The sequence below is a fragment of the Streptomyces sp. NPDC048392 genome (assembly GCF_043200575.1).
In the GTDB taxonomy this organism is placed as follows: Bacteria; Actinomycetota; Actinomycetes; order Streptomycetales; family Streptomycetaceae; genus Streptomyces.
The window spans coordinates 194,474-207,494 of sequence record NZ_JBICYB010000012.1; the positions used below are offsets into that span (position 1 = coordinate 194,474).

Here is a 13,021-nt window from a genome sequence, read left to right on the forward strand (position 1 = left end):
CCTCGGCGCCCCGTCCGGGTCCATGCCGTCCGCGGCACCCGGGGCGGGCACGGGCGCCGGGGAAGGCGGCTCCCCGTTCCCGGGGTCGGCCGGTGGACCCGTCACCGGGGACCCGGTGCATCCGCCGGCCGCCGGGGCGGTGCGACCGGGGGATGCCGGGCCGGCCCCGGCCGGCTCCGAAGCGGCGCGCCACGAGGGCGGGGGAAAGCCCCGCGTACTGGTCCTGCGCGCCCTCGGGCTCGGGGACCTGCTGGCCGGGGTGCCCGCCCTGCGGGCGTTGCGGCGGGCGTACCCCGGGCACGAGCTGGTGCTGGCCACCCCCGCCGAGCTGGCCCCCGTGGCCGCCGCGACCGGTGCCGTGGACCGGGTGCTGCCCGCCGCCGAACCCGGGCGTGCCGTACCGCGCACCCTCGACTGGACCGGCCCGCCCCCCGAGATCGCCGTCGACCTGCACGGCAACGGACCGCCCAGCCACCGCCTCCTGGCCCGCCTGGGCCCGCTGAAGCTGCTGGCGTTCGCGCACCCGGGGACCCCGGAGGTGGACGGCCCGCCCTGGTACGCCGAGGAGCACGAGCGCGAGAGGTGGTGCCGGCTGCTGCGGGCGTACGGCATCGACGCCGACCCCACCGACCTGCGCCTGCCGCGCCCGCACGCACCGTCCCCGGCGCCCGGCGCCTTCGTCCTGCACCCCGGTGCCGGTGCCCCCTCCCGCTGCTGGCCCGTGCAGCGGTACGCCGCCGTCGCCGAGGCGCTGCGCGCACGCGGGCACCGGGCCGTGGTCACCGGGGGAGCGGACGAGGCGGACCTGGTGGCCAGGCTGGCCAAGCTCGCGGGCCTGCCCGACACGGACGTGTTCGGTGGCGGCCTGCCCTACGACCGGCTCTCCGCGCTGGTGGCCGGCGCCCGTGCCGTCGTCAGCGGCGACACCGGCATCGCCCACCTCGCCGTCGCCCACGCCACGCCTTCCGTCACCCTCTTCGGCCCGGTCCCGCCCAGCCGCTGGGGGCCGCCGCCCGGCCCCCGTCACCGCGCCCTGTGGCATCCGGGCCCGGACGGCGACCCGCACGGCCACGAGACCGACCCCGCGCTGCTGCGGATCAGCCCCGACGCCGTGCTGGACGCACTCGACGCCCTGGACGCCCCGGCCGCCCCGGAAGAGGGACCATGAAGCACGCCGCGCACCACAGCCCGACCGCCGCCCGCGAAGGAGCCCGGCCCGACCCCACGAAGCCCGCCCCCGTCGGCATCGTCATCGCCACCCGCAACCGCCGCGCGAGCCTCGCCGTCACCGTGCGGAACCTGCTCGCCCTGCCCGAGCGGCCCGAGGTCCTCGTCGTCGACAACGCCTCCACCGACGACACCCGCGCCATGCTGGCCCGCGACTTCCCCCGGGTCCGCGTGCTCGCCCTGCCGTCCAACCGCGGCGCCCTCGCCCGCACCGACGGCGTCCGCGCCCTGGACACCCCGTACGTCGCGTTCAGCGACGACGACTCCTGGTGGGCGCCGGGCGCCCTCGGCGCCGCCGCCCGGTACTTCGACGAGCACCCCCGGCTCGGTCTGCTCTCCGCCCGCACCCTCGTCGGCCCCACCGACGCCGCGGACCCCCTCAACGACCTGCTCGCCGACTCCCCGCTCGGCACGGCCACCGACCTTCCCGGCACCCAGGTGCTCGGCTTCCTCGGCTGCGCCGCCGTCGCCCGCCGCACGGCATACCTGGACGCGGGCGGCTATCACCCCCTGCTCTTCTTCGGCGCCGAGGAGACCCTCCTCGCCTACGACCTGGCCGCCCGCGGCTGGGGCGTCACGCACTGTCCCGACGTGGTCGCCCACCACCACCCGGACCCCCGCCCCCGCACCGGCCGGCCGGCCGTCGTGCGCCGCAACGAACTCCTCACCGCCTGGCTGCGCCGCCCCCTCCCGCATGCGCTGGCCCGCACCCGCGCCCTCGCCGCCGACGCCCTCGGCGATCCGCAGGCCCGGCGCGCCCTGCGCGAGGTGCTCACCCGCCTGCCCGCCGCTCTGCGCGCCCGCAGGGCCCTGCCACCGCACGTGGAACGGGCCGCCCGGCTCCTCGACCGAGCGGACGGAGCGGCCTCATGACGGACACCCGGACCACCGTCGTCGTCATCACCCACAACCGGCGCCCCGAGCTGCTGCGCACCCTGGACCGGCTCGCCGAACTCCCCGAGAAGCCCGCGGTGATCGTCACCGACAACGGCTCCACCGACGGCACCGCCGCCGCCGTCGCCCGCCACCACCCCGGCGTACGGCTGCTGTGCCCCGGCCGCAATCTCGGCGCCGTCGGCCGCAACCTGGCGGTCCGCCAGGTCCGCACGCCCTACGTCGCCTTCTGCGACGACGACTCCTGGTGGGCGCCCGGTTCCCTGTCCGGAGCCGCGGACCTGCTCGACCGGCACCCGGCGGTCGGCTCGGTCACCGCCCGCATCCTGGTCGAACCGGACGGCACCGAGGACCCGATCGTCGAGGAACTGCGCGACTCGCCCGTGCCCCGCCCCGACTGGCTCCCCGGACCGGCGCTCGGCTCCTTCCTGGCCGCCGCGACCGTACTGCGCACCGACGCCTTCCGGACCGCGGGCGGCTTCCACCCCCGGTTGTGGCTCGGCGGCGAGGAGGAGCTGCTCGCCGCCGACCTGGCCGCGAACGGCTGGTGGCTGACGTACGCCGACCACCTGACGATCCATCACCATCCCTCGCGGGTACGCGACTCGACCGTGCGCCGGTCTCACGGCATCCGCAACACCCTGTGGTTCACCTGGCTGCGCCGCCCGGCCCGCCTCGCCCTGCGCCGCACCCTGCACCTGGCCAGGACCGTCCCCCGCGACACCGCGTCCCTGCGCGCCTTCGCGGAGGCGGCGGCCGCGCTGCCGTGGGTGCTGCGGGAACGCCGGGTGCTGCCGCCGGAGGTCGAGGCCCGGCTGCGTTCGCTGGAGCCCGCTCAGCGCGATTCGACGGCCCGCAGCTACACCGGCTGACACGGGGCCGCACCGGCCCCTCCGTCCGCCCACGGTGCCTCCGTCCGCCCACGGTCTCTCCTTCGGCTCACGGTCCCCGGCCACCACCCGGCATTGCGGCTAACCCTCCGTCCACCGGCACAGCAGCCGGAACACCGCGAACAGCGTCACCGGCCACACGGCGGCGAACGCCCAGATCACGCCGGGCGTGGACGTGAGGATGCCGACGACCATGAGGGTCACCGACAGCGCGAGCAGCAGGAGCACGGTCGGTGTGCGCGGGCGGTATGCCGCGAGGCGGGTGAGGTCGGGGCGGCGGCGGAGCCGCAGGGTGCGCAGGCGCCGGTCGAGGCGGCGGTCGCGGCGCAGCGCCCGTTCGATCTCGTCGAGTATCCGTTGCTCGTGATCGGGGAGCCGGCCGATGGACACGATGTCTCCTCCAGGGGGCGGACCGACCCTCGCCGAGTGCCCGCGCCCCAGGGCGGCTAACCGCCCGGCCGGGCCGTCATCGCCCCCGAAGCCGCCCCCAACGCCGGCACCAGAGCGTCCGCCGCGTCGGCGACCGCGTCCGCCGCCCGGAACCCGGCGCCGATCCGCGCCGCCTCGTCCCGCCCGTCGGCCAGGCACCAGTGCCACCAGCGTTCCAGTACGCCCTCGTCCAGCGCCTCCGCCAGCCGCTCGGCGGCCACCGGCGCAGGCCAGCCGCAGGCGCGGGCCTGCGCCGTCACCTTCGCACCGCCCTCGACCGGGTCGACCGCCAGCACCGGGACACCGGCCCGCAGCGCGAGGACCAGCCCGTGCAGCCGGTCGGTGACGACCAGGTCGAGCCGGGCCAGTACGGCCTCCAGCTGGGCCGGGGTGCCGCACAGCCGCCAGTCGCGCGCGTCGAGCCGGGTCTCGAGTTCCAGCCGGGCACAGTCCCGGTCGGCCAGCCAGCGCGTCAGCACTCCGGCGACCTCCTCGTGCCGCCGCTTCCCCCCGTACTCGTGCTGTCCGTGGGTGAGCACCACCCCGACGACGGGCACGCGCGAAAGCTCAGGGGCGCGGGCCGCGAGGTCCAGCCCGGGACGGGTTCCGGCGGCGTCCCGGGCCAGCACCCGGTGGAAGCCGGTGACGGCCGGGGAGCCGGGATCGACCACGGAGACGCCGACGGCGATCCGGACGCAGTGGGCGAAGGTCCGGTGCAACTCCTCGACCTGCGGTCCGTGCGCCGGCCCGCACACGAACACCAGCCGCGAGTACGCCGCCGGGTCCACGTCCTCGAAGTGCGTACCGTCGGCGCGGAAACCGGGGCTCCACACGACGTCGTAGGCCTCCCCCGCGTCCCGCAGAACCTGCTCCACCCGCTCCAGCGCCAGCACGTCCCCGGCCGTCGCCTCCCCGTGCAGGAAGCTGAACCAGCCGGTCACCAGAATCCTGTCCCGTCCGTGCACAGTGCCCACGGGTGCCCCGCCGGCGGCCCGGCAACCACCGGTGTCCGGTCAGCGCCCGAGCACCGGCCCGAAGGCGCCGCGCACGTCCGCGTCCGCGTCCGTGACGGCCACCCGTGTCCCGTGTCCCGTGTCCCGTGTCCCGTGTCCCGTGTCCCGAGTCCCGTGCCCCGGGCGCCGTCCCGGACCCGGACCGGGCGGCGGTCACCGCGTCGCGCGTCGCGCGGGCCAGGGCGATGGTCAGGGCATCCCACGACGAGGACGCAGAGGACGCACGGCGGACAGGACCCGAGAAACGCCGGGACGAGGTCGTGGCCGAGGGCGGGCGGCGCTCGCGACGCTGCACGCCGAAACCGCGTACGGCCTCCGCTCGGGACCGTACGCGGCCGACCGGGTGCCGTTTCGGGGGCCAGCCGGCAGGGGTCGACGAGGGGCGGGCAGAGGCCACTTGGATACCGGCAGAGGCCACTTGGAGAGGGGGCGTTGCGGGCCGCTCGTGGAGGCTCGCAACGCCCCCTGGTCTTGCACCTGAGGGATACTCAGGAGATCAGGGCACCGTCCGGGGGCGGACTACGAGGTGACCTGCGCGGTCACCGGGTCCGAGAACGTGCTCGGCCGGGAGTGGGCCCCGGACGACAGGCTCGGGCACAGCCCTCGCCTCTGGAGGTGATCCCCGCCGGGACGCCCCCGACGAGCAGGGGTCCGCCGCTGTCGCCCAAGAGGGGCACGGTCGCGGTCCGCGGTGCGGTGGCGCCCACGGTGGCCGGGGCGGTGGGGGTCGGTCTGGAGCGAGTGAGCCCGAACACGAGTCTCCTCAAGGGGCTGCCGGTGGGGGGTCGCCCGGGCGTGGGGGGTGCACGGGGAGTCTCGGGACAGACCCCCGTATGCCCGGGCGAGCGGCACGTGTTCACGCTAGAACCGGCGGTCCGGACCACCCAATGAGGGAAGACCCTAGGGGGGGTCGGGCAGGGAAAACCCTCGGTTTACCGCCGCTAAACCCGTCCGTCGTCCGTCGTCCGTCGTCAGCCGTCAGCCGTCAGCCGTCAGCCGTCGTTTGGCCGTCGTCGGTTGGCCGTCGGTGGTCGGGTCGGTCGGCCGTTCTCAGTCGGGCCGCCGGCCCGCCGCCAGTCGGACGATGTCGACCCGGGACCGGATCCCGAGTTTGCGGTAGACCCGGGTCAGGGTCGCCTCGACGGTCTTGACGCTGACGAACAGCCGGGCGGCGATCTCCCGGTTGGTCGCGCCCTCCATGACGAGCGCGGCCACCTGACGCTCCATCGAGGCGAGCCCCGCCAGGCCGTCCGGCTCGACGGCCCGCAGCGGGGGCGGTCCGGCCGCCCGCGCCGCGACGGCCGCCTCCACCCGCCGCAGCCAGGGCAGCGCCCGGCACCGCCGGAACAACCGCGCCGCCTCGTCGTACGACGCCGACTCCGGTGCCCGTCCCGCCCGTTCGGCGTGCAGCTCGGCCAGTGCGAGGACCGCCCGCGCCTCCTCCAGGCCGAACCCCAGCCCGGCGAGCCGCTCCCGTGCCGACGTCAACCGGATCACGGCCGCCCGGTGTTCGCCCCGTGCCGCCCGCACCAGGGCCTCGGCCCGGTCGAGCACGGCGAGCACGCTCCCGCGCCCGAGCCGCAGCGCGTGTGCCCGGGTGACCTCGATGACGTCCAGCGCCTCGGCCGGCTCGCCGGTGCGCACCAGCGCCTCCGCGAGATCGCCCTGCCACCGGCCGCGCGCCGGGTCGGTGATGCCCGCGCCGGCCTCCAGCTCCCGCACCCGTCGCAGCGCCCGTACGGCCGCCGCCGCGTCGCCCGCCACCAGGTTCGCGTGACCGAGCGCGGCCAGCGCCCGCGACAGGTACACGGCGTCACCGTCCCCCTCCGCCCGCCGCACCGCCTCCCGCGCCAGCTCCAGCGCCCGGTCCGGGTCGCCGCCCGCGGCCTCGGCGAGCGCGGCCTGCATCGCGCCCGCGCCCTCCCCGATGCCCGCGTCGTGCGCCAGGGTCAGGCTTTCCCTGGACAGTTCGAGGGCCCGGCCGCAGTGGCCGGAGTGCAGTTCGGTCTCCGCGAGGAAACGCAGGTAGTGGACCTCGCTCTCGGCCATGCCGCGCCGGCGCACCTCGCGCAGCAGCGCGGTGACGGTGGTCCGCGCCTCGGCCAGCCGGTCGCTCATCACCAGCCACCGGAACCGGGAGGAACCGGCCCCGTTGTGATGGCACGCCACCCGCGGGTCCTGCGGCTCCTCAAGCGCCCGCTGGATGGTCGCCGGGGCGCCCGGATGGCCCATCAGCGTCTCGGCCTGCGCCTGGAACGCCAGCGCGAGCAGCTCGGTGCGCCGGTCCCCGGCCCGCGCCGCCAGCCGGGCCGCGTGCGCGGCCTCCTCCCGGCCCTGGGCGAAGTCGCCCTGGACCACCAGGGAGCGCCAGGCCAGCTGGTAGTGGACCAGGGCGAGCAGCCGCGGGTCGTCACCCGCGTCGGCCAGAGCCTGCGGGAAGACGGCGTCGACCTCGCCGATGGCCTGCCCGGCCGCCTCGATCACCGCCATCCAGGCCCGTACCCGCTCGCCGGGCGCGGTGGCCCGGGTCAGCACCTCGCGGGCGACGTCCCGGGCGAGGTCGGGCTCGCCCGCGGTGATCGCGTCCTCGGCGGCAGCCAGCCGGCGCTCGTCCGGCCCCGGTGTGCCGTCCGCCGGGGTGCGGCGGGCGGCGAGCAGCCCCAGCGAGGCGGCCACCGACGGCGCTCCGCGGTCCCGGGCCAGCGCGGCGGCCTCGGCCAGCCGGGCCGCCACCCGGGGGTCGGTGCCGGTGGTGGCCAGCGCCAGGTGCCGGGCCCGCTCGATCGGGTCGGACGCGGCCGTGGACAGCGCGGCGTGCGCGGCCCGCCGCTCCGGTGCCGGGGCCTCGGCGTACAGCGCGGCCGAGATCAGCGGATGCGCGAACCGCACGGTCGGACCCTCGGGGTCGGTCGCCAGCAGTCCCAGCGACGCCGCCTGGGCGGTCTCGGCCTCGGCGTGCTCCCGGCCGGCCGCGTGCAGCAGGGCCGGGGTGGGCCGGGCGCCGGCGCTGGCCACCAGGAGGGTGCGGCGCGCCTCGTCCGACAGCATCTCCAGTCGGGACAGGACCAGGGCGCGCAGCGAGGTCGGCACCGGCAGCGGCTCGCCCGGGCGCGGTGCCGCGGGGCTCTCGGCCAGGGCCCGGCCCAGTTCCAGCGCGAACAGCGGGTTGCCGCCGCTGGTGCGGTGGATGTCGCGGACCGTGGAACGATGCAGGCCCGCATAGCCGCGTTCGTCGAGCAGCGTCGACACCTGCGCGCGGGTCAGCGGACCGAGGCGTACCGCGCGGGTGTCCGGCGGGGAGGCGCGCAGCTGGCGGTCGTACTCCGCGTCCTGCGTCTCCGGCCCCTCGGTGCGCACCGCGCACAGCAGCCGTACCGGGATGTCGCCCAGGCGGCGGGCGGCGAAGCCGAGCAGTTCCGCGCTGGCCGGATCGAGCCACTGGAGGTCGTCGGCGACGACGAGGACCGGCCCCTCGGCGGCGAGGGCGCGCAGCGCGGACAGCACGGCCAGGCGCAGTGCGAGACCGTCGCGCTGGAGGGTGGACTCGCCGCGGCCGGTGAGCGCCGACTCCAGCGCGGTGCGCTGGGCGGCGGGGAGCGCCCGGGAGACCTCGTCGAGGACCGGGCCCAGGAGGTCGGCGAGAGCGAGGAAGGGGAGGTGCGATTCCGACTCGGTGGCCGAGCAGCGCAACACGGTGTGCGCCGTGCGGGCATATTCCGCGGCCAGGGTCCGCAGAACCGTCGACTTTCCGATCCCGGCGGGTCCGTGCAGCAGCACACTGCCGCCCCGGGCAAGCTGCTCACGCGCCGCGCCGAACGACTCCTCCCGCCCGATGACCAGATCGGAGCGACATCCGGAAGCCTCCGCGAAGTCCCGTGGCACGGTGACCGCTCCCCTCCGTGTGTCGAATCCGGGCCAATATTAGGCAACGGCTCATTGCCTTACGGAGCGACGGCGAGGTGAGCCGAACAACAAACGTGAGCCTGCCGAAAAAACACCGGCGAGAAATCCCCGGCCCGGCCCCCCGCGCCCGAGGCGCCCGGCCCGCCCTCTACGGCAGCCACCCCGTCCGGCGGGCGGCCGCGACGGCCTCGGTACGGGTGCGGGCGCCCAGCTTGCGCATCGCCGAGCGCAGATAGCTCTTGACGGTCTCCGGGCCGACCCCGAGCCGCTCGGCCGCCGCCCCGTTCGTCGCCCCCGCGGCCACGCAGGCCAGCACGTCCACCTCGCGCGGCGCCAGCCGTGGACGAGCGGCGGGCGCGTTGCCCGCCGCCAGCAGGCCGCACGCGCGCAGCAGCTCGTCCCGCAGCGCCGGGTCCGTGATCCTGGGCGCCAGCGCCCGCAGCGCCGCGTGCGCCTCGCGCACCTGTTCCCAGGCCGCGGCGCCCGCCGAATCGTGCGCGGCCGCGGGTGCCGGCCGCGGCGAGGCCGCCGCAAGCAGCTCGTCCGCCTCGTCCCGCAGCACCAGCGCCTGCTCCGCGTCCCGCGCCGCCGCCATGGCCGCGCTCAGCGTGCGGTCGCCCAGCGGCTGGGCCGTGCGCAGGGCGCCGTACAGCACGCCTCGCACCCGGCGCCGTACCACCACCGGCACCGCCAGCACCGAACGCAGTCCCTCGGCGGCGACGGGCAGGTCGTACTCGTGGCTGATCTGCCGGGAGACGGAGTAGTCCGTCACGGCGCACGGCCGCGACAGCGCCACCGCCCTGCCGCCCAGGCCGTTGCCGGAGGTCACCGCGAGGGCGCTGAGCGCGGCCGTGGCCGTACCGCTCAGCTCGCTGATCCGCACCTGGCGCCGCCCGGGCTCCAGGAGCCCGCCGAAGGCCACCGGCAGCCCGGTAGTCCGCCGCAGCCGCACCAGCGCGCCGCGGATCTCCGCCGCGTCCACCGCCACTCGTTCCGCCCTCCTCGCGCCCGTCCAGCCACGCACACCCCCGTTCGGGGGTAGTGAGACCCACATCACGGATTACACGATGGCACAGAGCCGCCCGGCAAGGTCCGGCACCGAGGAGGACAGATGACGACGGCCACGGAGCTGTTCCGCAGCGCACGGGACTTCCTGCTGGAACACCGCGAGGACTACACCGCCGCCCACCAGGGCTTCACCTGGCCCCGCCCCGAGAACTTCAACTGGGCGCTGGACTGGTTCGACGTCATCGCCGAGGGCAACGGGCGCACCGCGCTGCACATCGTCGAGGAGGACGGCTCCGAGGTCCGGGTCTCCTTCGCCGAGATGTCGGCCCGCTCCGACCGCGTCGCGAACCGCCTGCGCGCCTGGGGCGTCGGCCCGGAGGACCGCGTCCTCGTCATGCTCGGCAACCAGGTCGAGCTGTGGGAGACCGCGCTCGCCGCGATGAAGCTGCGCGCCGTCGTCATCCCGGCCACCACACTGCTCGGCCCCGCCGACCTGCGCGACCGCGTCGACCGGGGCCGGGTGCGGCACGTGGTCGTGCGCGGCGAGGACACCGGCAAGTTCGCCGACGTGCCCGGCGACTACACGCGCGTCTCGGTCGGCGGCGGCACGGCGACGGCGCCCGGCTGGCGGTCCTACGAGGACGCGTACACCGCCTCCGACGCCTTCACCCCGGACGGCCCCACCGCCGCCGACGACCCGCTGATGCTGTACTTCACCTCGGGCACCACCGCCCGCCCCAAACTGGTCGAGCACACCCACGTGTCCTACCCGGTCGGACACCTGGCGACCATGTACTGGATCGGCCTGAAGCCCGGCGACGTCCATCTCAACATCTCCTCGCCCGGCTGGGCCAAGCACGCCTGGTCCAACCTGTTCGCGCCGTGGAACGCCGAGGCGACCGTCTTCCTGCACAACTACACCCGGTTCGACCCGGCCCGGCTGATGGCCGAGATGGACCGGGCCGGGGTGACCACCTTCTGCGCCCCGCCCACCGTGTGGCGGATGCTCATCCAGGCCGACCTGACGCAGCTCGCCACCCCGCCGCGCGAGGCCGTCGCCGCCGGTGAGCCGCTCAACCCCGAGGTGATCGAACAGGTCCGCCGCTCCTGGGGCGTGACCGTCAGGGACGGCTTCGGACAGACCGAGACCGCCGTCCAGGTCTCCAACAGCCCCGGCCAGGTGCTGAAGACCGGCTCCATGGGCCGCCCCAGCCCCGGCTACCGCGTCGAACTCCTCGACCCGGTCACCGGCGCGCCCGGCGCCGAGGAGGGCGAGATCGCCCTGGACCTGTCCGCCCGCCCCGTCGGCCTGATGACCGGCTACCACGGCGACCCCGACCGCACCGCCGAGGCGATGGCCGGCGGCTACTACCGCACCGGCGACATCGGCTCCCGCGACGCCGACGGCTACCTGACCTACGTCGGCCGCAGCGACGACGTCTTCAAGGCGTCCGACTACAAGATCTCCCCCTTCGAGCTGGAGAGCGCGCTGCTGGAGCACGAGGCGGTCGCCGAGGCGGCGGTCGTGCCGGCCCCGGACGAACTGCGCCTCGCCGTGCCGAAGGCGTACATCGTGCTGGCGGCCGGCTGGGAGCCAGGCCCGGACACCGCGAAGGTGCTCTTCGAGCACTCCCGCGACACACTCGCCCCCTACAAGCGCCTGCGCCGCCTGGAGTTCGGCGAGCTGCCCAAGACCGTCTCCGGCAAGATCCGCCGCGTCGAGCTGCGCGAGGCCACGGCGGCCGGTTCCGCGGACGAGTACCGCGAGGAGGACTTCCGATGACCGCGCTCTCCTACGCGCACGGCACCAGCACCACCCCGCTCCTCGGCGACACCATCGGCGCCAACCTCGACCGCGCGGTCGCCGCCCACCCGGACCGCGAGGCCCTCGTTGACGTGCCGTCCGGGCGACGCTGGACCTACGCCGAGTTCGGCGCCGCGGTCGACGAGGTGGCGCGGGGGCTGCTGGCGAAAGGCGTCGCCAAGGGCGACCGGGTCGGCATCTGGGCGGTCAACTGCCCCGAGTGGGTCCTCGTCCAGTACGCCACCGCCCGCATCGGTGTCGTCATGGTGAACGTCAACCCCGCCTACCGGGCACACGAGTTGGAGTACGTCCTCAAGCAGTCCGGCATCAGCCTGCTCGTCGCCTCCCGCACCCACAGGAGCAGCGACTACCGGGCGATCGTGGAGGAGGTCCGCGGCCGGTGCCCCGCGCTGCGCGAGACCGTCTACATCGGCGACCCGTCCTGGGACGCGCTGACGGCGGGCGCCGTGTCGGTGCCGCGGGAGCGGGTCGGGGCGATCGCGGCCGAGCTGAGCTGTGACGACCCGGTCAACATCCAGTACACCTCGGGCACCACCGGCTTCCCGAAGGGCGCCACCCTCTCCCACCACAACATCCTCAACAACGGTTACTGGGTGGGCCGCACGGTCGCCTACACCGAGCAGGACCGGGTGTGCCTGCCGGTCCCCTTCTACCACTGCTTCGGCATGGTCATGGGCAACCTGGGAGCCACCTCCCACGCGGCCTGCATCGTCATCCCCGCCCCGTCCTTCGACCCGGCGGCCACGCTTGAGGCGGTGCAGCGGGAGCGGTGCACGTCCCTGTACGGGGTCCCGACCATGTTCATCGCGGAGCTGAACCTGCCCGGCTTCGCCTCCTACGACCTCACCTCCCTGCGCACCGGCATCATGGCGGGCTCGCCCTGCCCGGTGGAGGTGATGAAGCGGGTGGTCGCCGAGATGCACATGGAGGAGGTCTCCATCTGCTACGGCATGACCGAGACCTCCCCGGTCTCCCTGCAGACCCGCATGGACGACGACCTCGAACACCGCACCGGCACCGTCGGCCGCGTCCTGCCCCACATCGAGGTCAAGGTCGTCGACCCGGTCACCGGCGTGACCGTGCCGCGCGGCGGCACCGGCGAACTGCGCACCCGCGGCTACAGCGTGATGCTCGGCTACTGGGAGGAGCCCGAGAAGACCGCCGAGGCCATCGACCCGGGCCGCTGGATGCACACCGGCGACCTCGCGGTGATGCGCGAGGACGGGTACGTCGAGATCGTCGGCCGCATCAAGGACATGATCATCCGGGGTGGCGAGAACGTCTACCCGCGCGAGGTCGAGGAGTTCCTGTACGCCCACCCGAAGATCGCGGACGTCCAGGTCGTCGGCGTGCCCCACGAGCGCTACGGCGAGGAGGTGCTGGCCTGCGTCGTCCCGCGCGACGCCGCCGACCCGCTCACGCTGGAGGAGCTTCGGGCGTACTGCGACGGGCGGCTCGCCCACTACAAGGTGCCCAGCCGCCTCCAGCTCCTGGACTCCTTCCCGATGACCGTCTCGGGAAAGGTGCGCAAGGTGGAGCTGCGGGAGCGGTACGGCGCGTGAGGCGAGAGGACCGATTCGCTCGCTAATCACGGTGATCGTCCTTTTTGATCAGGTGGACAGGTGTGGGAACTGTTGTTTGGATGAGGCGAGTTGACAAGTCCCGTGGCGCCGTTTGGGGGGTGCGCCCCGGGTCCGCCTGCCTGCGGATCCATTCACTCCTCTGAGGGCGCTCACCCAGTGAGTGGTGTGCATCGTGAAGTTGCAGGTCATGGGGCTGGTGTGCGCGGGCTTCGGCATACTCGGGCTGGTCGGCGGCCGGTGTCCCCGATG

9 protein-coding genes and 1 pseudogene are annotated in these 13,021 nt (G+C 75.2%); 5 read left to right on the top strand and 5 right to left on the bottom strand.

What is annotated here, in order from left to right; translation table 11 throughout:
• The first annotated feature begins 22 nt into the window (after positions 1-22).
• Genes ACGFYH_RS18750 through ACGFYH_RS18760 form a run of 3 tightly spaced genes read left to right on the top strand, consistent with a single transcriptional unit; the run spans position 23 to position 2,993 of the window.
• Complete coding sequence (locus ACGFYH_RS18750) at positions 23-1,168, top strand: glycosyltransferase family 9 protein (protein ID WP_393804233.1); 1,146 nt, start codon at positions 23-25, stop codon at positions 1,166-1,168.
• Positions 1,165-2,100 carry a glycosyltransferase family 2 protein gene (locus tag ACGFYH_RS18755; RefSeq protein ID WP_393804234.1) on the top strand — a complete coding sequence of 312 codons (936 nt, stop codon included), beginning with the start codon at positions 1,165-1,167 and terminating at the stop codon, positions 2,098-2,100. Before ACGFYH_RS18750 ends, ACGFYH_RS18755 begins: the two co-directional genes overlap by 4 nt.
• Positions 2,097-2,993, top strand: coding sequence for a glycosyltransferase family 2 protein (locus tag ACGFYH_RS18760; RefSeq protein ID WP_393804235.1), 897 nt, complete (start codon positions 2,097-2,099; stop codon positions 2,991-2,993). The genes ACGFYH_RS18755 and ACGFYH_RS18760 overlap by 4 nt, the downstream gene beginning before the upstream one ends.
• A 99-nt stretch (positions 2,994-3,092) precedes the next feature.
• Here ACGFYH_RS18760 and ACGFYH_RS18765 read toward each other — a convergent pair whose 3' ends face one another.
• From ACGFYH_RS18765 to ACGFYH_RS18785, 5 genes and pseudogenes are all read right to left on the bottom strand, one after another.
• Positions 3,093-3,401: a DUF3040 domain-containing protein gene (locus ACGFYH_RS18765; RefSeq protein WP_393804236.1), complete on the bottom strand. Its 309-nt coding sequence runs from the start codon at positions 3,399-3,401 to the stop codon at positions 3,093-3,095.
• A 56-nt stretch (positions 3,402-3,457) separates the two neighbouring features.
• Entirely contained in the window at positions 3,458-4,405 is a 948-nt protein-coding gene (locus ACGFYH_RS18770) for a polysaccharide pyruvyl transferase family protein (protein ID WP_393804250.1), read from the bottom strand.
• 567 nt (positions 4,406-4,972) lie between these two features.
• Positions 4,973-5,118 (bottom strand): annotated as a pseudogene (locus tag ACGFYH_RS18775) (trypsin-like serine protease); the annotation flags it as partial.
• A gap of 385 nt (positions 5,119-5,503) precedes the next feature.
• Positions 5,504-8,335 carry an ATP-binding protein gene (locus ACGFYH_RS18780; protein ID WP_393804237.1) on the bottom strand — a complete coding sequence of 944 codons (2,832 nt, stop codon included), beginning with the start codon at positions 8,333-8,335 and terminating at the stop codon, positions 5,504-5,506.
• Positions 8,336-8,504: 169 nt separating this feature from the next.
• Positions 8,505-9,344 (bottom strand): response regulator transcription factor, encoded by an 840-nt coding sequence (locus tag ACGFYH_RS18785; protein ID WP_393804238.1) that lies wholly within the window; start codon positions 9,342-9,344, stop codon positions 8,505-8,507.
• A gap of 123 nt (positions 9,345-9,467) precedes the next feature.
• Between ACGFYH_RS18785 and ACGFYH_RS18790 the strand changes: the two genes are divergently transcribed.
• Both ACGFYH_RS18790 and ACGFYH_RS18795 read left to right on the top strand, forming a co-directional pair.
• The gene (locus tag ACGFYH_RS18790) at positions 9,468-11,147 is read left to right on the top strand and encodes an AMP-binding protein (protein ID WP_393804239.1); all 1,680 of its coding nucleotides are present in this window, start codon (positions 9,468-9,470) and stop codon (positions 11,145-11,147) included.
• Positions 11,144-12,751, top strand: a complete 1,608-nt coding sequence (locus tag ACGFYH_RS18795) for an AMP-binding protein (RefSeq protein WP_393804240.1) — start codon at positions 11,144-11,146, stop codon at positions 12,749-12,751. The genes ACGFYH_RS18790 and ACGFYH_RS18795 overlap by 4 nt, the downstream gene beginning before the upstream one ends.
• Positions 12,752-13,021: the final 270 nt, after the last annotated feature.